General features: G+C 70.5%; 18 protein-coding genes. 6 read left to right on the forward strand and 12 right to left on the reverse strand.

Annotation, left to right across the window (positions count from 1 at the left end; translation table 11 throughout):
* Window positions 1–280 precede the first annotated feature (280 nt).
* The gene (locus EP757_RS17475) at window positions 281–490 is read left to right on the forward strand and encodes a hypothetical protein (protein WP_127547372.1); all 210 of its coding nucleotides are present in this window, start codon (window positions 281–283) and stop codon (window positions 488–490) included.
* A gap of 57 nt (window positions 491–547) precedes the next feature.
* Here the strand turns inward: EP757_RS17475 and lipA are convergent, their stop codons facing one another.
* Window positions 548–1,447, reverse strand: a complete 900-nt coding sequence (gene lipA, locus EP757_RS17480; RefSeq protein WP_127554291.1) for a lipoyl synthase — start codon at window positions 1,445–1,447, stop codon at window positions 548–550.
* A gap of 399 nt (window positions 1,448–1,846) precedes the next feature.
* On the opposite strand from lipA, the gene aspS reads away from it, so the two are divergent.
* A complete protein-coding gene (gene aspS, locus EP757_RS17490; RefSeq protein WP_127547375.1) occupies window positions 1,847–3,091 on the forward strand; it encodes an aspartate--tRNA(Asn) ligase in 1,245 nt (414 codons plus the stop codon).
* A gap of 39 nt (window positions 3,092–3,130) precedes the next feature.
* On the opposite strand, the gene EP757_RS17495 is transcribed toward aspS, so the two are convergent.
* The 6 genes from EP757_RS17495 to lpdA form a co-directional block, all read right to left on the reverse strand.
* Window positions 3,131–3,295 (reverse strand): peptide ABC transporter substrate-binding protein, encoded by a 165-nt coding sequence (locus EP757_RS17495; RefSeq protein ID WP_127547376.1) that lies wholly within the window; start codon window positions 3,293–3,295, stop codon window positions 3,131–3,133.
* Window positions 3,295–3,924, reverse strand: coding sequence for a lipoyl(octanoyl) transferase LipB (gene lipB, locus EP757_RS17500; RefSeq protein ID WP_127547378.1), 630 nt, complete (start codon window positions 3,922–3,924; stop codon window positions 3,295–3,297). The genes EP757_RS17495 and lipB overlap by 1 nt, the downstream gene beginning before the upstream one ends.
* 14 nt (window positions 3,925–3,938) lie before the next feature.
* Window positions 3,939–5,801: a DUF2079 domain-containing protein gene (locus tag EP757_RS17505; RefSeq protein ID WP_127547380.1), complete on the reverse strand. Its 1,863-nt coding sequence runs from the start codon at window positions 5,799–5,801 to the stop codon at window positions 3,939–3,941.
* Between the two features lie 64 nt (window positions 5,802–5,865).
* Window positions 5,866–6,783: a TIGR01777 family oxidoreductase gene (locus EP757_RS17510; RefSeq protein ID WP_127547382.1), complete on the reverse strand. Its 918-nt coding sequence runs from the start codon at window positions 6,781–6,783 to the stop codon at window positions 5,866–5,868.
* 84 nt (window positions 6,784–6,867) lie between these two features.
* Complete coding sequence (gene sucB, locus EP757_RS17515) at window positions 6,868–8,655, reverse strand: 2-oxoglutarate dehydrogenase, E2 component, dihydrolipoamide succinyltransferase (protein ID WP_127547384.1); 1,788 nt, start codon at window positions 8,653–8,655, stop codon at window positions 6,868–6,870.
* Window positions 8,656–8,694: 39 nt separating this feature from the next.
* The gene (gene lpdA / locus EP757_RS17520; protein ID WP_127547386.1) at window positions 8,695–10,086 is read right to left on the reverse strand and encodes a dihydrolipoyl dehydrogenase; all 1,392 of its coding nucleotides are present in this window, start codon (window positions 10,084–10,086) and stop codon (window positions 8,695–8,697) included.
* A 163-nt stretch (window positions 10,087–10,249) separates the two neighbouring features.
* Between lpdA and EP757_RS17525 the strand changes: the two genes are divergently transcribed.
* Complete coding sequence (locus EP757_RS17525; protein ID WP_127547388.1) at window positions 10,250–10,564, forward strand: hypothetical protein; 315 nt, start codon at window positions 10,250–10,252, stop codon at window positions 10,562–10,564.
* On the opposite strand, the gene EP757_RS17530 is transcribed toward EP757_RS17525, so the two are convergent.
* Window positions 10,561–12,093: a leucyl aminopeptidase gene (locus EP757_RS17530; protein ID WP_127547390.1), complete on the reverse strand. Its 1,533-nt coding sequence runs from the start codon at window positions 12,091–12,093 to the stop codon at window positions 10,561–10,563. The genes EP757_RS17525 and EP757_RS17530 overlap by 4 nt on opposite strands.
* Before the next feature lie 122 nt (window positions 12,094–12,215).
* On the opposite strand from EP757_RS17530, the gene gcvT reads away from it, so the two are divergent.
* Window positions 12,216–13,307, forward strand: coding sequence for a glycine cleavage system aminomethyltransferase GcvT (gcvT, locus tag EP757_RS17535; RefSeq protein ID WP_127547392.1), 1,092 nt, complete (start codon window positions 12,216–12,218; stop codon window positions 13,305–13,307).
* Here the strand turns inward: gcvT and EP757_RS17540 are convergent.
* Window positions 13,288–14,034 carry an adenosylcobinamide-GDP ribazoletransferase gene (locus EP757_RS17540; protein WP_127547394.1) on the reverse strand — a complete coding sequence of 249 codons (747 nt, stop codon included), beginning with the start codon at window positions 14,032–14,034 and terminating at the stop codon, window positions 13,288–13,290. The two genes, gcvT and EP757_RS17540, sit on opposite strands and share 20 nt — an antisense overlap.
* A complete protein-coding gene (locus EP757_RS17545; RefSeq protein WP_127547396.1) occupies window positions 14,027–15,835 on the reverse strand; it encodes a bifunctional adenosylcobinamide kinase/adenosylcobinamide-phosphate guanylyltransferase in 1,809 nt (602 codons plus the stop codon). Before EP757_RS17545 ends, EP757_RS17540 begins: the two co-directional genes overlap by 8 nt.
* An 82-nt stretch (window positions 15,836–15,917) precedes the next feature.
* Here EP757_RS17545 and EP757_RS17550 point away from each other — a divergent pair, with 82 nt between their 5' ends.
* Window positions 15,918–16,115 (forward strand): hypothetical protein, encoded by a 198-nt coding sequence (locus EP757_RS17550; protein WP_127547398.1) that lies wholly within the window; start codon window positions 15,918–15,920, stop codon window positions 16,113–16,115.
* Between the two features lies 1 nt (window position 16,116).
* Complete coding sequence (locus EP757_RS17555; protein ID WP_127547400.1) at window positions 16,117–16,926, forward strand: site-2 protease family protein; 810 nt, start codon at window positions 16,117–16,119, stop codon at window positions 16,924–16,926.
* On the opposite strand, the gene EP757_RS17560 is transcribed toward EP757_RS17555, so the two are convergent.
* Together EP757_RS17560 and EP757_RS17565 are read right to left on the reverse strand one after the other, a co-directional pair.
* Window positions 16,923–17,921 (reverse strand): aldo/keto reductase family protein, encoded by a 999-nt coding sequence (locus EP757_RS17560; protein WP_127547402.1) that lies wholly within the window; start codon window positions 17,919–17,921, stop codon window positions 16,923–16,925. The two genes, EP757_RS17555 and EP757_RS17560, sit on opposite strands and share 4 nt — an antisense overlap.
* A gap of 9 nt (window positions 17,922–17,930) precedes the next feature.
* A complete protein-coding gene (locus tag EP757_RS17565) occupies window positions 17,931–20,954 on the reverse strand; it encodes a WG repeat-containing protein (RefSeq protein ID WP_127547404.1) in 3,024 nt (1,007 codons plus the stop codon).
* Window positions 20,955–22,751: the final 1,797 nt, after the last annotated feature.

Raw genomic sequence — 22,751 nt, forward strand, 5'->3', positions numbered from 1 at the left:
AGGGCGAGGCGGGCGGGCTGGCTGCAGGGCGAGGCGGGCGGGCGGGCTGCCGGCGGGTTGGTGGGTTGAGTGCGGGCTTTCTGTGGGGAGCGCCCGGGTGCGGCCGGCGGCGGAGGGTCAGGCGCGAGCTTGGCTCGGAGGAGAGCTGGGCGGGCCGGTGCCGGGTCTGAGGTGCTGAGAAAACTTGGCGGATCTCTCAAGCCTGGCGACGCCGGGTCGATTGGTGGGGGCGATTCCCCGGCCGGGGAGTCGGTGACCTTCAACCCCTCGGAGGCTGGTCGTGGATTCCGCTCTTGATGTGGGCTATCGGGTGGTCGAGAACTTCTTCGGGCCGGGGTCCGGGATTCCGTGGTGGGCGTGGGTGGCGCCGATCGTGCTGATCTTCTGGAAGATGCTCATGCCCATGGTGGTGCCCGAGGGCGCCGGAGGCGGTGGCTCGTCCGGTAAGAAAGACAAGAAGAGCAAGAAAGACAAGAAGTCCAAGAAGTGACGAAAGCCCCGACGACCTCAGCGGTCTCGGGGCTTTCGCTCGTGCAGGGGGAGGGGCTCAGGCGCCCCGGGCCTCCAGGGCCTGCTTGTAAAGGCGGCCGGCGCGGTAGGAGGAGCGGACCAGCGGGCCGGACATGACGCCGGCGAAGCCGATCTGCTCGGCCTCCTCGCGGAGCTCGACGAACTCCTCGGGCTTCACCCAGCGCTCGACCGGGTGGTGCCGCGGGGTGGGGCGGAGGTACTGCGTGATCGTGATGAGCTCGCAGCCCGCGGCGTGCAGGTCGCGGAGGGCGGCGGAGATCTCGGAGCGCTCCTCGCCCATGCCCAGGATCAGGTTGCTCTTCGTGACCAGGCCGGCCGCGCGGGCCTGGGTGATCACGTCGAGGGAGCGCTCGTAGCGGAAGCCGGGACGGATCCGCTTGAAGATGCGCGGGACGGTCTCGACGTTGTGCGCCAGGACCTCGGGAGTGGCGCCGAAGACCTCGGCCAGCTGGACCGGGTCGGCGTTGAAGTCGGGGATCAGCAGCTCGACGCCGCAGCCCGGCTGAAGCTTGTGGATCTGGCGGACGGTCTCCGCGTAGAGCCAGGCGCCTCCGTCGGGCAGGTCGTCCCGGGCGACGCCGGTGACCGTGGCGTAGCGCAGGCCCATCGTGGCGACGGACTCGCCCACACGGCGGGGCTCGTCGGCGTCGAACTCGGCGGGCTTGCCGGTGTCGATCTGGCAGAAGTCGCAGCGACGGGTGCACTGGTCGCCACCGATGAGGAAGGTGGCTTCGCGGTCTTCCCAGCACTCGTAGATGTTGGGACAGCCGGCCTCCTGGCAGACCGTGTGCAGGCCCTCTTTCTGGACGAGCCCGCGCATCTGCGTGTATTCAGGGCCCATCTTCGCCTTGACTTTGATCCACGGCGGCTTCCGCTCGATGGGAGTTTCGGCGTTGCGCGCCTCGATGCGCAGCATGCGGCGGCCCTCGGGAGCAATAGTCACAGCCCCGAGGTTACGCCCGCATGAGCCGGTCGTATCGCGTGGGCGACGAGGCTCACGTGGCGGTTCATGTGACGGCTGTCACGGTAAGCGCGGCAAAGCAAGAGGTGAGCGCGGCAAAGCGAAAGGTGAGCGCGGCGAAGCGAAAGGTGAGCGCGGCAAAGCGAAAGGTGAGCGCCGCCAAAAAGCGGATGCACGTCCGGAAGCGTCCCGTTAACCTTCCCGTCACGGCAGTGATGGGAGTGACGCCCCGGAGCCGAGCACGACAAGAGGCGCCCGCGGAAGCGGGCGTGAAGGTGCGGTGGTACCGCGAGGATCCCGCTCGCCCGCACCTCCCTGGGGCCGCGTTGCAGCACCAGAGGAGGTCACATCGCCATGCAACGCATCCTCTCCGCCCAATTGGCAGAGCACGTAGGCGAAGAAGTCCGGATCGCCGGCTGGGTCCATCGTGTCCGCGAGCTGAAGAAAGTGACGTTCCTGATCATCCGGGACGCTGACGGCTTCAGCCAGGTCGTGATGCGCGAGTCGCCCAGGATCGGGGAAGGCTCCGTCGTCGAGATCACCGCCACGGTGACCGAGAACGAGCAGGCGCCGGGCGGGGTCGAGCTGACCGAGCCGGTCATCGAGATCCTGAGTCGGCTGACCGAACCACTGCCGTTCGAACTGCATCGGCCGGTCCTCACCGTCGGACTGCCCGCTCAACTGGACCACGCGGCGCTCGCTCTGCGGCATCCCACCCGGGCGGCCAACCTGAGGATCGCCGCCGCCGTGACGGCCGGGTTCCGGAAGACCCTGGAAGCGCAGCGGTTCGTCGAGATCCAGACGCCGAAGATCGTGGGGTCGGCGACCGAGTCCGGGGCGAACGTGTTCCAGCTCGACTACTTCGGGCGGCCGGGCTACCTGGCGCAGTCGCCGCAGTTCTTCAAACAGCTCATGGTCGGCGTCTTCGAGCGGGTCTTCGAGGTGGGTCCGGTGTTCCGGGCCGAGCCGAGCGACACCGCGCGGCACCTCGCGCAGTACACCTCGCTCGACGCCGAGATGGGCTTCATCAAGGACCACCGCGACGTGATGACAGCGTTGACCACGACGTTGGGAACCATGTTCGCCGAGGTCACCGCCCGGACCGGCTTCGTGCCGCCGGAGGTGCCGGCCGAGATCCCGGCGGTGCACTTCACCGAGGCGCTGAAGATCGCCGGCGCGCCCGAGGACGAGCCCGACCTGGCGCCGGCGCACGAGCGGGCCCTCGGCGAGTGGGCGCTGCGGGAGCACGGCTCGGAGTTCGTCTACGTGACCGGTTACCCGATGCGGAAGCGGCCGTTCTACACCCACCCGTCCGCCGACCCGGCCCACTCGAACGGTTTCGACCTGCTGTTCAAGGGCCTGGAGATCGTCACGGGCGGGCAGCGGCTGCACCGCTACGAGGACTATGTGGAGGTGCTGCGGATCAAGGGCGAGCCGCTCGAGCCGTACGCCGGGTACCTCGACGGATTCCGCTACGGCATGCCACCGCACGGCGGCTGGGCGATCGGCCTGGAGCGGCTGGTGGCCCGCATGGTGGGGGCTGCGAACGTCCGTGAGGTGACCGCTTTCCCGCGGGACCTGCAACGCATCGCGCCATAGCGAGGTTCGGTACGGGCGGAGCTTCCGCCCGTACCGAAATCAGAGAAAGACCGCAATCGTGACCGCAGCGACGATCGCGAACGGGACGATCGTGGTGCAGACGAGGATGGCCCAGGCGATGGGGTGACCGAAATTGAGCACCACCCCACCGCTCCGGGTCGGAACGAAGACGCGCTTGTCGCGGGAGTCGCGGTAGATCGCCATCAGAAGAGCGTCTTCAGGTGTCGCTCGACCACCGGCATGACCTCGGCGACCGGGATCGGGCGGCCGACCTCGGCGCTCAGCGAGGTCACGCCGGCGTCGCGGATGCCGCAGGGGATGAAGCGGTTGAAGTTGGACAGGTCGCAGTCGCAGTTGAGGGCGAAGCCGTGCAGCGTCACGCCGCGGGCCACCCGGATGCCGATCTGCGCGATCTTGCGGTCGAGGCCGCCGTCGGTGGCTTTGATCCAGGCGCCGCTGCGGCCGTCGACGCGCTCGGCGGTCACCCCGAACTCGGCGCAGACGTCGATCAGCATCTGCTCGACGCGGCGGACGTAGGCGACCACGTCGACGGGATCGGGCAGCTTGATGATCGGGTAGCCGACGATCTGACCCGGGCCGTGCCAAGTGATCTTGCCGCCGCGGTCGACGTCGACGACGGGGGTGCCGTCGAACGGCCGGTCGGCGGGCTCGGTGCGCTTGCCTGCGGTGAAGACGCTCGGGTGCTCCAGCAGCAGGATCGTGTCCGGCCGGGAACCGTCGGCGACCGCCTCGTGGACGCGTTTCTGCTCCTCCCACGCCTCGACGTAGTCGACCAGGCCGGGGCGGAGGACGGTCAGCACATCAGTAGTCACAGCCTTGAGACTACTCACCTGTCGACCGGGTCCACCCCGGGGCGGATTCGCCACAGAAGCACGTCGTCGACCCGTTCCGGCTCGCCGAGAAGGTCGGTCGCGGCGGTCAGAACCGCCGAGCGGAACAGGATCTTGTGGTCCGACCCGGTGATCTCGTCGGGCAGGAAGACCGCCTCGACACCCCAGTACCGGAAGTCGAAGCGGGCCTGGATCCGGTCGGCGTTCGTCAGGCGCGGCACATAACCGTAGAGCGCGGCGCGGGTGAAGAGCCAGTCGGTGGCCAGCGGCGGCGCGCCGATCCGGCCCATCTGCTTCTTGCCCTCCTCGCCGGTCGTCATCGGCCCGAGGAAGTAGCCGTCCGGGATGCGGAACTGGGCGCCGCCGCGGGCCATCGTGTACGCCTGCCAGCGCTGCCCGTCCGCGTGCACGTTCAGGGCGAACGGCAGGGCGCTGAGCACGCCGTTCTCGCTCACGTACTGCTGCCAGGTGCCGTTGGAGATGAAGTCCGGCTCGGGTGAGCGCTCCTGGACGCGGAGCGGGAGCGGGAAGATCGGGACGAGGCTGACGGCGAGAGCGGCGATCAGGAGGTTCTTCCTGGGGAATGTCTGGATCTTGTCGACCAGGAGGGCGAGCAGGATGCCGAAGACGCCGACCACCGCGAGCGCGAACCGCAGCGGCAGCGCCGCATCGAAGAGTGGCAGGTGGGCGAGGGCGGCGTAGGGCAGCGGGATCGGCAACTCCCCGCCGGCGAAGTTAAGCCGGGGACCCCAGGACAGGATCAGGAAGGCGAGCCCGGTCACGCCGACGGCCCGCAGCGTGGCCCGGCGTCCCGGATCCGCGCGACGCCACAGCATCACGAAGGCGACGACCATCAAGATCATCAGGGGTACGCCGAAAAAGGACGTCTCCTCGGTCCGGTTCGGCCCCAGATCGGACCCCAAGCCGACGAGGGCGCCGAGCGACCGGCTCGCGTAGGACAGGTAAGCGGCCACGTCCTCGACGAAGAACCGCTGGTTGAAGCCGGTGCCGGAGAACGTCTGCGGGCCGCCGAAGTGCATGTAGAGCGGATACGCCAGCAGCACCCCGGCCACCGCGGCGGCCACCGCGAGCGCCTTCACCACCGTGCCGAACGCGGCGAGGGCCTCGTGCCGGACCGCCTTGGCGCACGACCACACGCCGATGAAGATCCCGCTGGCGATCGCGACGTAGAACAGGCCCTCCGGCGCCACCGAGAAGCCGATCGCCAGCGCGAGGCCGAGCAGCAGGCCGTTGCGCAGCCAGCGGCCCTCCTCGCGCAGCTTCATGACGCGCCACAGCACGAACGGGGCGACCCAGCCCGCCGACCAGTTCAGGTGACCGTTCGCGTGCGCGACGAAGCCGGGGGCGAACCCGCAGAACAGCCCGGCCAGACCGGCGGCGAACGGCGACACCGCGAGCCAGCGGCGGAAGAAGAGGTACCACGCGAAGGCCGACCCGGCCAGGTTCAGCGTGAGGATGGTCACGAACGTGACCTGAGGGCCGGCCAGGTGGGTGAGCGGCGCGAAGAGCACGGTGTAGACCGTGATGGACGTGTTCGCCGCGAGGTTCACGCCGAGCGGCGCGTTCATCATGTGGGTGAAGTACGGGTCGGCGCCGTTGCTCAGCATGTAGACGCCGTATCCCAGCAGCCACTCGAACCAGGCCTGGTCACCGATGTTGTCGGAGAGACCGTGCCGGTACGGGTCGCGCCACAGCCCGTTCGTCACGTAGACGGCGAGCACCAGCGCGATCAACGCGACGGTGAGGTGAGCGCGCCACGGCCGGGATCGCGGCGAGGACGCCGTGGGATCTGCGGGCGGGTCTGCGGAGGCGGCGGGGGCGGGGGCGGCGACGGACATCAGGCGCAGGTTAGCAAGAGCGGGCCGGTCATCCCGGCGTGCACAGCGCCTTCACGGCGAAAACTCAGCGAACCGTTGCGTGACCGTCGCCCAGCGCCGCCGCCAGAGCCGAGGTGATCGTCGGGTACGCCCAGGCGAACCCCGCGTTCGTCAGCACCCCCGGAAGGACCCGCTGGCTGCGCTGCGCCTCCCCGGCCAGCTCGCCGAGCGCCAGGTCGAGCACCGGGCCGGGGACCGCCAGCAGCGCCGGGCGGTTCAGCTCACGGGCCAGCGCCTGGGTGAAGTCGGCGTTGCGCACCGGGTTGGGGGCGACCACGTTGACCGGACCGGCCAGGTCCTCCCGCTCCAGCAGGAACTCCGCGGCGTTCAGCCAGTCGGCGAGCGACACCCAGGCCATCCACTGCCGGCCGCCGCCGATCCGCGCGCCGGCGCCCAGCTTGAACGGCAGCAGCAGCGGTTTCATCAGCGAGCCGGAGGCGTCGATGGCCGGTGCGGTGCGCATCAGCACCACGCGCACCCCGGCGTCCTCGGCCGGGCGGGCGGCGGCCTCCCAGACCCGGCACAGGTCGGCGAGGAACGTGGTGCCGGCCGACGCCTCCTCGGTGACCGGCTGCTCGCCGGTGTCGCCGTACCACCCGACGCCCGAGGACTGGAGCAGAGCGCGCGGACGGTCGGCCTCGGGAAGCTGCTTGAGGGTGCGGGCGATGGTCTCGGTGGTGTTGATCCGGCTGGCCCGCAGCTCCCGCTTGTAAGCGGCCGTCCAACGGTGGTCGCCGACGTTCGCCCCGGACAGGTTGATCACGGCGTCCGCGCCGGCCAGCGCGTCGGCGTCGAGCCGGCCCTGTGCCGGGTCCCAGGTGACCTCGCCGGGGCCGGTCGCCGGGCGGCGCACCAGCCGGGTGACGTCGTGGCCGCTCTGGCGCAGCCGGTCGGCCAGCCGGGTGCCGAGGAAGCCGGAGGCGCCGGACATGACGATCCGCATGTACCGATTCTTTCCCGGAGATCCCCGGCTGACAAACGGAACGGGGCACGCCTTTTTCGGCGTGCCCCGTCCTCACTGCTCGAATCAGAGGCCGAGGTCCGCCTCGAAGTGACCGCCCTCCAGGCGCTCCTTCAGCGTCCCGAGGAAGCGGGCCGCGTCCGCGCCGTCCACGATCCGGTGGTCGTAGCTGAGCGCCAGGTAGACCATCGAGCGCGGCGCGATGATCTCGCCGAGCTCGGGGTCGTTGACGATCACCGGGCGCTTGACGACCGCGCCGAGGCCGAGGATGCCGACCTGCGGCTGGTTGATGATCGGGGTGTCGAAGAGCGCACCACGGCTGCCCGTGTTGGTCAGCGTGAAGGTGCCGCCACCGATCTCGTCCGGGCCGATCTTGTTGTTGCGGGTACGGTCCGCGAGGTCCGCGATCCGCTTGGACAGACCGGCCAGGTTCAGGTCGCCGGCGTCCTTGATGACCGGGACGACCAGGCCCTTCGGCGCGTCCACCGCGATGCCGAGGTGCTCGGAACCGTGGTAGGTGACGGTGCCGGCCTCGACGTCGATCGAGGAGTTGACGACCGGGTGCTGCTGCAGCGCCTCGACCGTGGCCAGGGCGAAGAACGGCAGGAAGGTGAGCTTCACGCCGTGTTTGGCCTGGAAGTCGGCCTTCGCCTTGTTCCGCAGGTTGGCGATCTTGGTGACGTCCACCTCGACCACGGTGGTGAGCTGCGCCGACACCTGCAGCGACTCGACCATGCGCCGGGCGATGGTGGCCCGGATGCGGGTGAGCTTCTCGGTGCGGCCACGCAGCGGGCTCGGCTCCGCCTTCGGGGCGGCCGGCTTCGCAGCGGGCTTCTCCTCCACCGGTGCGCTCTTCACCGAAGCGGCGGCGGCCTTCTCCGCGGCGTCCAGCACGTCCTGCTTGCGGATGCGGCCGCCGACGCCGGTGCCGGTCAGGCTGGACAGGTCCACGCCCTTCTCGGCGGCCAGCTTGCGGACCAGCGGCGTCACGTAACCGGCGTCGCCGGCGCCGTTCGACTTGACCGTCTCGGCGGCCGGAGCGGCCGGCTGAGCCGGAGCGGCCGGCTTCGCCTCGGCGGCCGGGGCCACCTGCGGCGCCGGGGCCGACTCGATCCGCGGCTGCGGAGCGGGGGCCTCCTGCTTCGGGGCCTCCTGCTTGGGGGCCTCCTGCTTCGGGGCCTCCTGCTTCGGCTCGGGCTTGGGCTCCGCCTTCGGCGCGGCCGGAGCGCCACTGCCGATGACCGCCAGCACGGCGCCGACCTCGGCCGTCTCGTCCTCGCCGACCTTGATCTCGAGGACCGTGCCGGCGACCGGCGACGGAATCTCGGTGTCGACCTTGTCGGTGGAGACCTCGAGCAGCGGCTCGTCGGCCTCGACGGTCTCGCCGACCTGCTTGAGCCAGCGGGTCACGGTGCCCTCGGTGACGCTCTCACCGAGCGCCGGCAGCTTGACCTCGGTGCCCTCGGAGCTGCCCGACGCGGTCTGCGGCGCGGGCGTCTCCTCCTCGACCGGCTTCTCGGTCGACGGCGTGTTCAGTGCGGCGGGCTCCGGCTCAGGCTCTTCGGCCTGCTCCTGCTGCTGGGCCGGCGCGGGCGCGGCGGAACCGGCGTCCTCGCCGTCACCGGCGATGACGGCGAGCTCGCTGCCGACCTCGGCGGTCTCGTCCTCGCCGACCACGATCCGGGACAGCACGCCCGCGGCCGGCGACGGGATCTCGGTGTCGACCTTGTCGGTGGAGACTTCGAGCAGCGGCTCGTCGGCTTCGACGCGCTCGCCCTCCTGCTTCAGCCAGCGAGTGACGGTGCCCTCGGTGACGCTTTCACCCAGCCGCGGCATGGTTACCGATACCGGCATTTTTCCCCAAACTCCTTAAGAACGATCGAATCGCTGGAATCAGCTGTGCGCGTGCAGGGGCTTGCCCGCGAGCGCGAGGAAGGCCTCGCCCAGCGCCTCGTTCTGCGTCGGGTGGGCGTGTACGAGCTGGGCGACCTCCTCCGGGAAGGCCTCCCAGTTGTAGATGAGCTGCGCCTCGCCGACGAGCTCACCCATCCGGGCGCCGACCATGTGGACGCCGACCACCGGGCCCTCGTTGACCCGGACCAGCTTCACGAAGCCGGCGGTCTTGAGGATCTGGCTCTTGCCGTTGCCACCGAGGTTGTAGTTGTACGTCGACACCTTGTCCGCGCCGTACTTCTCCTTGGCCTTCGCCTCGGTGAGGCCCATCGAGGCCACCTCGGGGTCGGAGTAGGTGACGCGCGGGATGCCGGCCTCGTCGATGACCGCCGGGTTCTGGCCGGCGATCTCCTCGGCGACGAAGATGCCCTGCTGGAAGCCGCGGTGCGCGAGCTGCAGGCCGGGGACGATGTCGCCGACGGCGTAGATGTTGCCGACGCCGGTGTGCAGGCGCTCGTTGACGATCACGAAGCCGCGGTCGAGCGTGATGCCCTGCTGCTCGTAACCGAGGTTCGCGGTGACCGGGCCGCGGCCGACGGCGACCAGCAGCAGCTCGGCTTCGAGGGTCTCGCCGCCGGCGATGGTGACCCGCACGCCGTTGTCGGTCTTCTCGACCTTCTCGAACGGCTTGCCGACCTTGAAGTTGATCTTCCGCTTCCGGAACGCGCGCTCGACCTGCTTCGAGATCTCCTCGTCCTCGGCGGCGACCAGGCGGGGCAGGGCCTCGATGATCGTGACGTCGGCGCCGAACGACTTCCAGACGCTGGCGAACTCGACGCCGATCACGCCGCCGCCCAGCACGATCGCCGAGGACGGGACGCGGTCCAGCTTCAGGCCGTGCTCGCTGGTGATCACCCGCTGGCCGTCGACCTCCAGGCCGGGCAGGCTGCGCGAGTACGAACCCGTCGCCAGGATGATGTTGCGGCCGGTGTAGCGCTGGCCGTTCACCTCCACCGTGTCCTTGCTGACGAGCTTGCCCTCGCCGGCCACCACGGTGATGTTCTTGTTGTGGGTGAGCAGACCCTGAAGGCCCTTGTAGAGACGGCCGACCACGCCGTCCTTGTACGAGTTGACCCCGGCCATGTCGATGCCGACCAGGTCGGCCTTGACGCCGAACTGCTCGCTCTCGCGGGTCTGGTCGGCGATCTCGGCGGCGTGCAGCAGCGCCTTGGTCGGGATACATCCGCGGTGCAGGCAGGTCCCGCCCAGTTCGGCCTTGTCGATCAAGGCCACCTTGAGGTCGAGTTCCGCCGCACGCAACGCGGCCGCGTACCCACCGCTGCCGGCGCCGAGAATGACGATGTCGAAGGTTCCGCCGTTGGGCTGGCTCACGTTGACTCCAGTGGTCGCATCGTCTCCGTGTGGGTCACACAATGGAAACGGTCACAGTCCCGTCACCGACATCTTGTCACTTGCGGACCCGGTCAATGCAGTCAGGTGCCCCTGAACTCGGCGCGTCGCCGTACCCTTGACGGATCGCGAGCAGGGAGGTCCAGTGGCTTGGTTCCGACGACGTGCGAAGTCCACCGGCCCCGGTGGACGGCGGGTGAACCAGGCCGATCTGGACCATCTTACGGAATTCGTTCGCTCGCGGCGGGGTGTTGAGGCTTTCATCGAACCGCAGACCAACGTGACCGAGACCACGCTGTTGCTTGTGGCACACGACGGCGAGTGGACCCGGCGGCGCATCGAGTCCCCCGAGGTCGCGCGGCGGTTCGCCCACCAGCTCGCGATGCCGATCTACGACGTCAAGCTGATGGGCTACCCGCAGCGGATGCGCGACTACAACGAGCGCCAGAAACGCGGTTAGAGCGTGTCGACCAGCTGGAGGAAGGTCCGGACCGGAACGCCGGTGCCGCCCTTCGTCCAGTAACCGTTCGCCTCGCCGGTGTGGTAGCTGGGGCCGGCGATGTCGATGTGCGCCCACTCGACGCCTTCGGCCACGAACTCGCGCAGGAAGACGCCGCCCTGCAGCATGTGCCCGGCACGGTCCAGGTTGGCGTTGGTCTGGCAGATGTCGGCGATCTCCGACTCCATGCCCTTGCGGACGTCGTCCGGCAGCGGCATCCGCCAGGCCGGCTCGCCGACCGCGGCACCGGCCGCCTCGACCAGCGCGGTGGCCTCGTCCGATCCCATCAGGCCGGCGATCCGCTTGCCGAGCGAGATGACCTGCCCACCGGTCAGGGTGGACGCCTCGAAGAGGTAGTCGGTGCCGTCGGCGCAGGCGCGGGCCATCGCGTCACCGAGCACCATCCGGCCCTCGGCGTCGGTGTTGAACACCTCGACCCGCTTGCCGTTGAACATGGTGATCACGTCGCCCGGCCGGTACGCCGAACCGGACGGCATGTTCTCGGCGATCGCCAGGTAACCGGAGACCGCGACGCCCGGCTTGAGCGCGGCGATCGCCAGCATGGTAGCGCCGACCGCTGCCGCACCGGCCATGTCGGACTTCATCTCCCACATGCCGGCGGCCGGCTTGATGCTGACGCCACCGGTGTCGAACGTGATGCCCTTGCCGACCAGCGCCACCCGCTTCGGGTCGGTCACGCCCTCCGGGGTGTAGCTGAGCTTGACCAGGCGCGGCGGGGCCTCGGAACCCTGTCCGACAGCGACGATGCCGCCGTACCCGCCGGCCTTGAGCTGCTCGAAGTCGAGCACCTCGACCTCCAGGCCGGTGCCCTCGGCGGCAGCGGCGACCCGGTCGGCGAAGTCGGCCGGGCGCAGCACGTTCGGCGGCTCGTTGACCCAGTCACGGGTGAGCCGGACGGCACGGGCCACCACCTCGGCCCGGCGTACCTCGGCCTGGACATGCCCCTCGGCGGCGTCCGGCACGTGCAGGCGCAGTTCGGCGACCGGCTCCCGGCGGCCCTTCTGCGGCTTGGTCTTGTAACCGGCGAACCGGTAACCGCCGAGCAGCGCGCCCTCCAGGACGGCACGCAGCACCGGCGCGGCGTCGGCGTCGTCGGCGGAGGGAAGAGCGAGGGCGACGGTACGGCTACCGGCCAGCGCCCTGACCGCGGCGCCCGCGCCGCGACGGAGGGTCTCCAGGTCCGGGGCGGGGCCGGTCGGCTCGTTGCCGAGGCCCACCGCGACGAGCAGCGGCGCGGAGATCGTGCCGAGAGTGGCGAGCTTGGTCACCTCACCGGGCGCGCCACTCGCGCCGAGCAGAGCCAGCGTCGCGGTCAGCTTGCCGTCGAACGCCGCGGCGATGCTCTCGGCGCCGGCGGCGGGCAGCAGCGCGCCGTCCTCCTCGGGCTGGCTGTGCAGGCCGATGACGATGGCATCGACCGCCGATTCGGCCGGGTCGGTGTCGACCAGGCTGAGGCTGGGCTGGGTCACTCGGGCACTCCGGGACTCGTGGGGCCGGTGCGCTACCGGTGGGCGCGCTCCCGGCTGGTGGGAAATCACGTGCTGTCCCCGCGACTCTAACCAGGTCCAAGGTCACCGGTAAGTTGAGTCTCATGTCTGCCGAGCTTCTCCACTCTCCGCTGCACGAACGCCACGCCGCGCTGGGGGCGAAGTTCGCCTCGTTCGGGGGCTGGGACATGCCCCTGGAGTACGCCGGCGGGGGAGTGCTGCGCGAGCACGCGGCGGTCCGGGAGGGCGTCGGCGTGTTCGACGTCTCGCACCTCGGCAAGGCCCGGGTGCGCGGTGCCGGCGCCGCGGACTTCGTGAACTCCTGCCTCACCAACGACCTCGGCCGCATCCGTCCCGGCCAGGCGCAGTACACGCTCTGCTGTGACTCCTCCGGCGGCGTGGTGGACGACCTGATCGCCTACCTCTACGGCGACGACCACGTCTTCCTCATCCCGAACGCGGCGAACACGGCCGAGGTGGTCCGCCGCCTGGTCGCCGCCGCGCCGGACGGGATCACCGTCACCGACGAGCACCGCGACCACGCCGTGCTCGCCGTGCAGGGCCCGCAGTCGGCTTCGCTGCTGACGAAGCTGGGGCTGCCGACCGGGCACGACTACATGTCCTTCGACTCGGCCGTCCTCAACGGCGCCGAGCTGATCGTCTGCCGGACCGGGTACACCGGCGAGCACGGTTACGAGCTGGTGATCCCGGCCGATGACGCCGGAGCGGTCTGGGACGCGCTGATCGAGGCCGGGGTGCGCCCGTGCGGCCTCGGCGCCCGCGACACGCTGCGGACCGAGATGGGCTACCCGCTGCACGGCCAGGAGCTCTCCCTGGACATCTCGCCGGTACAGGCCCGCTCCGGATGGGCGGTCGGCTGGGACAAGCCGGCGTTCTGGGGCCGGGACGCGCTCCTGGCCGAGAAGGCCGCCGGACCCCGGCGCCGGCTGCACGGGCTGGAGATCACCGGGCGCGGGATCCCGCGGGGCCACATGGAGGTGTACGCCGGGGAGAACCGTGTCGGCGAGACCACCAGCGGCACCTTCTCGCCGACGAAGAAGGCCGGCATCGCGCTGGCCCTCCTCGACACCGCTGCCGGCCTCCGCGAGGGCGACACCGTCCAGATCGACATCCGGGGCCGCCGGGTCGACGCCGCGCTGGTGAAGCTGCCGTTCGTCAACCCGTCGGTGCGCTGAGGGTCAGTCCGATCAGGGCCAGCGTGGTCGCCACCTCGACGGCCGCGCCCAGCACATCTCCGGTGACGCCGCCGAACCTCCGTACGCAATGGCGCACCAGGAAGACCACCGCGAAGCTCGTGCAAGCGACGGTGACCGGCCCCTGCCACGGACGGCCCGGCGTCGCGGCAGCCGCCAGAGCCGCGACGAGACCCGCGGCGGTCAGCACGATCGGCAGAGGCACTGTGGAGGCGACCAGGGCGCCGAGTCCTTCGGGCCGGGCGGCGTGCACGCCTTTGCGGCAGGCGATCGTTATGGCGAGACGTCCGGTCGCCCAGGCGGTGATTACAGTGAGCGCGCCGGCTCCGGCCAGCGCGGCACTCTGGATCAACAGCGTCATGGCGATGGCGGCCACGCCGAACGGGCCTATGTCCGACTTCTTCATGATGGTCAGGGCGTCCGCGCCGGACTTGTAGGAGCCCAGGGCGTCCACAGTGTCGGCGAGGCCGTCCAGATGCAGACCGCGGGTGAGCAGCGCGGCCGCCGCCACCGTCACCGCGGCCGCCACCAGGACGGGCGACCCGAGGGCCCGCAGACCCTCGGAGACGCCCGCGAGGATCACTCCGAGCATCGCGCCCACCAGCGGCGCCAGCGACATCGCCACGGCGGCGGTGGGCCGGTCCCAGCGACCGGCCCGCACCGGCAGGACGGTCAGGGTGGAGACCGCCAGCCGGAGACCGTCAGTCAACGTCGTCGGCGACGCTCTGCTCGGCCAGCATCGCCGGGTGCACCGGCAGCGCCGACGCCAGGCCGATCGCGGTGCGCAGAACCGGCAGGACGGCCAGGGCGTTCGCGCCCTCGCCCAGGTCCAGTCCGGTGTTCAGGACCGGCGTGAGGCCGAGGACGTCCGCGCCCTGCCGGACCAGGGCGAGCGTGCCCGCCTCGGGTAGCAGGCACCAGTGCCGGGTCTGCGACGCCAGGTCCCGGGCCACCAGGCCGGCCGCGATGCCGAGCGGGCCGTCCAGCAGCACCGGGATCCGGCGGGCCGCCGCGCCGAGCAGCACGCCCGTCGCCACGGCCAGGTCCGGGCCGCCCAGTTCGCGCAGGATGTCGGTGGCGCCGCGCGGCTCCTGGCGGATGCGGTGCAGCGCGTCCCGGATCGCCGCACAGCGGATCATCCAGGCGTGGTCGTCGTAGCGGCCGCCCGGAACCAGCACCCGGGGCAGCATCGCGACCGGCTCGGCGCCGGTCGTGGCGGCGAGCACCGCGGTGGCGACCGCCTCCAGGCCGGCGCCGAGGCCGGCGAGCAGGATCGCGTCCCGGCCCGCGTCGGCGGCGGCGTCGGCGAGCTGCCAGCCCTGCCGGAGCGCGGCCGACACGGTGTCGTCGCCTGTGACCGGGCCGTCCTCCATGGCGGTGGCGTCGCCGGCGCGCAGCACCGCGATGTCCGCGCCGGCCTCACCGGCGAGCCGGCCGAGCAGGCCGCCGCCTTGCTCCGCCTCGGCGATCCGGCGCTCGATGTCGAACGGGTCCGCGCCGGTCGCGGCGCCGCCCGCGTGGCTGCCGGTGATCAGCACGAGGCGTACCGACGTCCAGGGGCGCGGCGTGACCGTGTCCTGGGTGGCGGCGGCGAACTCGATCGCCTCGGCGAACGCGCCCAGACCGGTGCCGGGAAGGTCGGCGGTGGTGAGGCGCTCGCGGGCGTCCGGGCCGGCCTCGCTGCTGGGCAGCGGGAGGTCCATGCCGGGGACGATCTCGGTGAGCCCCGAGGAGACCAGGGGGAGGGCGGTGGTGGCGCCACTGAGAGCCGCGGAGAAAGCAGGGTCCGATGCCACCGTGGGCTCGTCGGCTTCTTGCTCGATGTGCGGCGATTGCGCCGTGGCGGGCGAGGCGGGGGCGACGAGTGTCGGCGCTGGCGTGACGACAGCGGGGACCGGCGGGGGTGGGGGAGCCACCGTCGACGGGACGGCCGGCGCCGGGCGCGGCTTGACCCGCTCGGCCGGTTCCTCACGCTTGAGCCACGTCGCCTGACCCGCGACCACGAGCGCTACCGCGTCGCACGCGCCGGCCAGTGCCTGGTTGGTCACACCGAGCGCGTCCACGAAGGCGCGCCCGACCGGCGTGACCGGCACGAGGGACAGCCCCACCTCCGGGCTGACGATCACCACACGGGCTTCGGTTCCTCGTACCGCCTCCGCGAGAGCCGCCACGTCGGCCTCGTCGTCGTTGGGCTGACGCGCCGGATCCAGGACTGCCGCGACCCAGCCGCCGAGGTCGTCGACGAGCAGCGTCTCGTCCGGTTTGGCCTCGGTGAGCAGGGCGGTGAGCCGGGTCGGGTCGGCGCCCGTCTCCTCGGTCGACCAGGACTGTGGCCGGCGGCGCTGATGTGCCTCGATCCGCGCGAGCCATTCCGGGTCGTCCTCGCCGCCTACCGCGGTGGCGACGTACCGTACCGACGGCGCGTCTGCCACCAGGGATTCGGCGAACGCGGATTTGCCGGAGCGGATCCCGCCGAGCACCAGGACCGTGTTCCACCGATCTTCGGACATGCCCCGTACCTTAGAGCCGGTCCGCACGTCGTTACGCCGTAGGGTGGAAGCCCACCGACGGACCATGTGAGGGGGCGGCTAGATGCCGTGGAGTTGGCGGTACGAGGACGTCGACGGCAAGCCCGTCGAAGGACCTGCCGAGACGTTCAGCAGCCAGGCCGACGCGGAGTCGTGGATCGGGCAGGAGTGGCGGAACCTGCAGACCTCCGGGGTCTCCACCGTCGTGCTGGTCGAGGACGACCGGGTCGACTACCAGATGAGTCTGCTGCCGGCGGACTGACGTGACTTACGAACCGGTCTACACCAGGGCGCCGCGCAACGCGTTCGTGCCGAGCCCGGTCTTCGTCGGGATCGTGGCGGTCTTCGCGGTCAGCGGTTTCATGACCTGGAGCCGCTTCGGGAACGTCAAGATCGACGTCTTCCTCTTCGTCATCTCCGGCTGGATCATCTCGCTCTGCCTGCATGAGTACGCCCACGCCGTCACCGGCTACTTCTCCGGTGACCTCAGCGTGGCCGACCGGGGATACCTGCGGCTCAACCCGCTGAAGTACACCCATCCGCTGCTCTCCATCGTGCTGCCGGTGATCGTGGTGATCCTCGGCGGCATCGGATTGCCCGGTGGCGCGGTCTGGGTCGACCACCGCTACATCCGCAGCCGGCTCAAGGACTCGCTGATCAGCGCGGCGGGTCCGCTGACGAACGTGGTCCTGGCGCTGATCGTGGCGGTGCCGTTCCTGGCCGGGCTGGCGCCGGAGCTGTCCCCGTCGGTGGTGACCGCGGAGCACCTGGAGTTCTGGGCGGCCCTCGCGCTGCTCGCCTTCCTCCAGGTGACCGCGAGCCTGCTCAACTTCCTGCCGATTCCCGGCCTGGACGGTGGCAGCATCATCTCGCCGTGGTTCAGCCCGGCCTACCAGCGCGCCTGGAACCTCGTCGCCCCGTGGGGCTTCCTCCTGCTGTTCCTGCTGCTCTGGCAGACGCAGCTGGGTAGCTACTTCTTCGAGGTGGTGAACTGGCTGGCCGAGCTGATCGGCGTGCCGTACTGGCTCTATCAGCTCGGATTCGAACTGATGAGGTTCTGGGAGGCCGGTTAGGGACGGTTCGCGGGGCTGGACGTCAGCGACGGGTCGCGGGTCACGACCGGATCCACGATCTCGTCGATCGCCTTGAGCAGACCGGCGTCCAGCTCCACCCCGGAGGCCTTCACGTTGTCCCGGACCTGCTCGGGCCGGGACGCCCCGATGATCGCCGCCGAGACGTTCGGGTTCTGCAGCACCCAGGCGACGCCGAGCTGGGCCAGGGTGAGCCCGGCCTGGTCGGCGAGCGGCTGGAGCTGCTGCACCCGGGTCAGGACGTCGTCCTCCAGCCAGCGGGCGATGAACCCGGCGCCGGACTTCTCGTCGGTGGCCCGTGACCCGGCCGGCGGCTGCTGACCGGGCTTGTACTTGCCGGTCAGCACACCCTGCGCGAGCGGCGACCAGACGATCTGGCCGAGGCCCAGCTCGACCGAGGCCGGCACCACCTCGGCCTCGATGACCCGCCACAGCATCGAGTACTGCGGCTGGTTCGACACCAGGCGGATCTTCAACTCGTCGGCCAGGGGCTTCGCCGCCCGGATCTCGGCGGCCGTCCACTCGGAGACGCCGATGTAGTGCGCCTTGCCCCGGTGCACCACGTCGGCGAACGCCTCCATGGTCTCCTCGAGCGGCGTGTGCTTGTCGTAACGGTGTGCCTGGTAGAGGTCGACGTACTCGGTCCCCAGTCTTTTCAGAGAACCGTCGATCGACTCCATGATGTGCTTGCGGGAGAGCCCGCTGTCGTTGACGCCCGGCCCGGTGCGCCAATAGACCTTCGTGAAGATCTCGAGGCCCTCCCGGCGCTCGCCCTTCAGCGCGCGGCCCAGCACCTCCTCGGCGCGGGTGCCGGCATAGACGTCGGCCGTGTCGAACGTGGTGATCCCCTCGTCGAGGGCCGCGCGCACGCAGGCGAGCGCGGCGTCCTCCTCGACCTGGGAACCGTGGGTGATCCAGTTGCCGTAGGCGATCTCGCTGACCAGCAGGCCGGAGCGGCCCAGATGACGGTGCTTCATATACCTGTTCTACAGGACTGGTCTCGGTTCCTCGTCGAGCGCTGCCGCCGCCTCGGCCCGGTCCGGGTGCACGAGGTCGACGAGCGGCTCGCCGGTCCTGGTCAGCGCGCCCCACTGCCCGCGGTCGTCGGCCACCAGGAGCGCCGAGGGGTGGATCACGATCTTCGCGTACGCCGGCTCCACCACTATCCCGCCGTCCCGATCGACCACGCCCAGCCGGCCACCGGACTCGACGACGGCCAGGCCGTCCTCGCTGAACCCGTCCACCTCGCCACCGATCGCCAGCGTCGTGGCGAAGGACTGCCAGCGCGGCGGCACCGTGATCCTGCCGGTCCGGTCGATCGCGCCCCAGACGCCGTTCTGCTTGATCAGCGCCATGCCGGCGCGGAACGGTCTGGCCTCCTCGAAGGCGCTCTGCAGCACGACCTGGTTGTGCTTGTCGATGAGGAACCAGCCGCTGTCGTCCTTCTTGACCCAGGCGAGGTTGTCACTGAAGGGGGTGATGCCGACGTATCCACCTATAAGGGCTTTTCCGGTGATGTCGACCAATTCCCAGGTGATCGTGTCGGGGCGGCGCACCCACGCCACACCCTCGGCGAACGGCGTGACCTCCGCGTAGCGGGGTTCCACGGCCGCGGCGTACCCCCAGAGATTTGTGCCCTCGTCGATCAGCGGCATCGGGGAAGCGGGGAGACCGAGCAGTTCGTCGCGCGTCCGGGGATAGGGACCCCAGCCGCCGTCGCCGGACTTCCGGCTGATCGTGTCCAGGGCCAGCTCGATCCGCTCGATCAGCTCAGGATCACCACCCTGCCGTACGTCCAGGGCCCGCTCGAAGTGGTTCACCGCCTCCAGGTGCCGCCCCTGCTCGAACGCCGACCGACCGGCCAGCTCCAAGATCTCGGCCCGGGTACGGGAGGGCAGCTCCACCGAGTCGGCCTGCGCGTAGAGCCGGTCCGCCTCCGCGAACTCACCCCGCCACTGCAGCACCTGAGCCAGCCGCGCCTTCGTGATCGAAATCGGTCGCAGCTCGGCGCTGGATTCGGCGTGCCGCAACGCTTCGCGCGCATCCGCGAGAGCGTCGTCCAGCTCACCGAGGACGCGCGAGACGACAGCCCGGAGACTGAGCAGCCCGGCCCTGACGTTGTCACGCTCGGCGAACTCCAGCCGGTCGGTGAGCCGATCGACGAGGTCCCACAGGCGATCCGGGTCATCAACCTGTTCACGCAGCGTCTGCGGGTCGAACGTCCACTCATAAGACGCCAGAATCTGCTCCGGATCCGCCCGGCGCCGGTCCTTGGGCGCCGGCTGATCACGACGCTGACGGACAGGAGCACTTTCCGGTACGTCGCCAGGCTGCTCTTTTTCGGTCTGCGCGGTTGCTTCAGCGGCCGTCGCGGTGAGCGCTTCAACGGGCGCGCTCTCCTCGTCCGGAACGATGGCCGCAAGCGCCGTGGCAATGACGACGGTGGCGGGCTCGGTCTCGGTTTCTTCTTCAGGCTGCGCCTCTATGGCCGTGGTGGCTTCCTCAGCCTGCGCGGCGATGACCGCGGTCGGTTCTTCAGCCGGCGGTTCGAGGACCGCAGTGGCTTCCTCGGAGGGCGCCGCGATGACCGTGGTGGCTTCCTCGGAGGGCGCCGCGATGACCGCGGTCGCCTCGTCAGCCTCGATGATCAACTCGGTGGCGGGCTCACTCTCAGCCTCGACGATCACCTCGGTTGCCGGCTCGCCATCCCCAGCCGCCGTATCCGCGTAGGCCTGAAAGTCAGCGAACGCCTTATCGAACGCAGGTTCCTCGACGGCGCGCACAGCCGCCGTATCGGCATAGGCCTGAAAATCAGCGAACGCCTTATCGAAGCCAGCGCCCTCATCGTCAAGGGCAGCAGTCTCGTCCTCTACCGCCTCGTCGCCACCAGCCTCTTCCGCGACAAGTTCGTCATGGATCGGCTCAACGACGAGTGGCTCGTCATAGCTCGGCTCAACGGAGATCGGCTCAACCAGAAGGCGCTCGATGACGATGGGCTCAACACTCGCAGCCTCATCTTCACCGCCCGCCTCAACCGCGCTCGCCTCATCCCGGGAGTGCTGGTCGAGGATGGCCTCGTCGCCGATGGCCTCACCCTCGACCGCTTCGACTTCGGATGGACCCTCGCTCACAACCTCGACGGCGAACGGCTCGTCGACCTCGGCCACGACGGATCCGGGCTCGTCGGCGATGGCCTCAACCGCGATCGCCTCATCCTCGGAGAGCTGGTCGACGCCGGTCTCGTCGTCGATGGCCTCGTTCCCGACCGCTTCGATTGCGATCGGCTCCTCGATTACGACCTCGACGACGGCGGCCGGCTCGTCGACCATGGCCTCGACTGAGCCGGGTTCGTCGGTCCCGGCCTCGACTGAGCCGAATTCGTCGGTCCCGGCTTCGACTGAGCCGGGTTCGTCGACCGTGGCCTCGACCGATCCGGGCTCGCCGACCATGGCCTCGATCGAGGCAGGCTCGTCGATTACGGCCACGGCAGGCTCATCAACCATCGCCTCGACCATGATCGGCTCGTCCTCGACAGGCTCGTCCTCGACCGGAACGTCCTCGACAGGCTCGTCCTCGACCGGAACGTCCTCGACAGGCTCGTCCTCGACGGACTCCTCGGTGACTGCTTCCTCGGCAAGCTGTACCCCGGAAAGCGGTTCCTCGGCGTCGGGCTGTACCTCGGAAGGCTGTTCCTGGGCAGCAGCCTGTGTCTGGGCGGCAGCCTGTTCCTGGGCGGCAGGCTGTTCCTGGGAAAGCTGTTCCTCGGAAGGCCGCTCTTCCTCGGGTTGCTCGTCGGCGGCGGGTGCGAACCAGCCCTGGGGGCGGGGTTCGGCGTCCGGTTCGGTCTCGAGGACCTCTTCGGGTTCGGGTTCGATCACGGGTGTGGTGCCGCCGTAGCCGCTCTGCGACAACAGCCATCCGAGGCCGTGTGGTTCTTCGGCCGGGGTGCTCTCCGCTTGCGGTTCGGCGATCGGTGAGGGTTCGCCGATCGTCGGGTAGCCGGCGGTCACCCCGCTGGCGTGCCTCGCCCTGCTCGGTGCGGCCGGCTCCTCGTACCGTCCAGCAGCCTCGTCAAGCCGCTCGTGGACGCCAGTCTCGTCGGGACGGGCATGCGAGGTCGGCCGCCGTTCCGCAGGAGCCTCAGTGAAGCCCTCAGCCCGAACACTGCGTCGCTGGGGGTCGATGGTCTGAGTCTGGTCGACCCCCTGCCGGTGGTCGCCCGGCGTACCAGAAAGATCGCCCTGTCGAACCTCGCCGCTGAACCCTTCCGTCGGTCCGGAGGCCGGCTGCCCAGGAACGCGGAGGTCGGGGACTGGCTGCCCGGGCACGGCACCCAGATCCGAGACCGGCTGGATCCTAGGACCGACCGGCCCAGAGACCGGATCAGAGTCAGGCCCAGAGACCGGCCCGGAGACCGGAGCGATGCCTGGGTTGGCCGTACCGGGGATCGGGTGCGGGCTGCTGAGATCCCGGGGCGCCGAATCAGGCACCGGATGCTGCGGGGTGACACCCGGAGCCGCGGGAGCCGAGATCGGGTGGGCCGGGGTGAGGCGTGCGCCGGAGGTGGGCTGGGGGGCGTGCAGGTTGGGCTCGGCGTGTGGGTTGGGCTGGGGGGCGTGCGGGTTGGGCTGGGAGTGCGGGGTGGGCTGGGGGGCGTGCGGGTACAGCGCAGCGGGCGGCATGGACGGCTGCTGCGGGGTCATGCGGGTCGGCTGCGGCGCGGGGCGCGACGGGGCCGGGGTGTTGCGTTCCTGCGGTACGGGGCGGAGGTCGAAAGGAGCTTCCGGGGTACGGCCTTCGCGCGGCGCACGCCGTTCCTCGGACCACGCCGGGAACGCCTCGGGCGGAGCCGGACGCGCGCTGCCGTAGGCACCTGCGGCCGGGGACACCGGACCGGATGCCGGGCGTGCCTCAGGACCGGACCAGGGACTCTGCTGGTCCGGTGCGGAACGACGAGCCTGGTAGCCGGGATCGCGGAGGTTCGGGTCCTGCGGTCCGCGGCCGTAAGTGCCGGGTGCGCCAGGCGGCACGGGCCCTGCGAAACGACCCTGAGGCGTTCCGGGTACGTCGGCCTGCTGTGGCAGTACGGCGCCACCCGCATGGGGTGGAACGGAACCACCTGGCGGCGGCGAGAGGGGACCACCTGGCGGCGGCGAGATGGGAGCGCCTGCCTGCGGCGATAGAGGTGTGCCTGCCTGCGGCGACCGAGGAGTGCCTGGCGGCGGCGACAGAGGAGTGCCTGGCGGCGGCGAGAGGGGCGTGCCTGCCTGCGGCGCCGTCGGCGTCCCGGGCTGGCGTGTGGGCAGTGGGGCACCGCTGCCGGGGCCGTTCGGTGGCATGGGGCCGGGCGGCGTCGATCCGTGCTGACCGGCGATGTGCTGGACAGGGGAGTTCGGGCCAGAGTTGTGCTGGCTTGGGGCGTGCTGGCCCGGGGCGTGCTGGCCGTGCGTGTGCTGGCCGGCTACGTGCTGACCGGGCGTGTGCTGGCCCTGACCGGGTGCGTGCTGGTTAGGGCTGTGCTGACCAGGACTGTGGTGTGCCGGGGAAGGGCTGTGCCCGGGACCGTGCGGTGCCTGGCCAGAGCTGTGCCCGGGACCGTGCGGTGCCTGGGTAGGGCTGTTTCCAGGAACATGCGGTGCCTGGGTGGGGCCGTGTCCGGGAACGTGGGGTGCCTGGGTAGCGGCGTACCCCAGACCGTGGGGGCCGGGGGCGTGCTGCGGCGAGCCCGGCGGAATGAGAGCTGGGGAGGCTGGGCCGCCCTGGTAGTTCGGGGTGCCGGGGCGAGGGGCGTAGGCCTGTGGGGGTAC

Origin of the sequence: Actinoplanes sp. OR16, from assembly GCF_004001265.1 — a bacterium.
Classification (GTDB): Bacteria; Actinomycetota; Actinomycetes; order Mycobacteriales; family Micromonosporaceae; genus Actinoplanes.

Bases quoted from the DNA above. Each gene is read 5' to 3' on its own strand.
- lipA (WP_127554291.1), bottom strand. From the start codon at position 1,447: ATGCTGCGCATCGAGGCGCGCAACGCCGAAACTCCCATCGAGCGGAAG.
- aspS (WP_127547375.1), top strand. From the start codon at position 1,847: ATGCAACGCATCCTCTCCGCCCAATTGGCAGAGCACGTAGGCGAAGAA.
- EP757_RS17495 (WP_127547376.1), bottom strand. From the start codon at position 3,295: ATGGCGATCTACCGCGACTCCCGCGACAAGCGCGTCTTCGTTCCGACC.
- EP757_RS17505 (WP_127547380.1), bottom strand. From the start codon at position 5,801: ATGTCCGTCGCCGCCCCCGCCCCCGCCGCCTCCGCAGACCCGCCCGCA.
- EP757_RS17510 (WP_127547382.1), bottom strand. From the start codon at position 6,783: ATGCGGATCGTCATGTCCGGCGCCTCCGGCTTCCTCGGCACCCGGCTG.
- sucB (WP_127547384.1), bottom strand. From the start codon at position 8,655: ATGCCGGTATCGGTAACCATGCCGCGGCTGGGTGAAAGCGTCACCGAG.
- gcvT (WP_127547392.1), top strand. From the start codon at position 12,216: ATGTCTGCCGAGCTTCTCCACTCTCCGCTGCACGAACGCCACGCCGCG.
- EP757_RS17545 (WP_127547396.1), bottom strand. From the start codon at position 15,835: ATGTCCGAAGATCGGTGGAACACGGTCCTGGTGCTCGGCGGGATCCGC.
- EP757_RS17550 (WP_127547398.1), top strand. From the start codon at position 15,918: ATGCCGTGGAGTTGGCGGTACGAGGACGTCGACGGCAAGCCCGTCGAA.
- EP757_RS17560 (WP_127547402.1), bottom strand. From the start codon at position 17,921: ATGAAGCACCGTCATCTGGGCCGCTCCGGCCTGCTGGTCAGCGAGATC.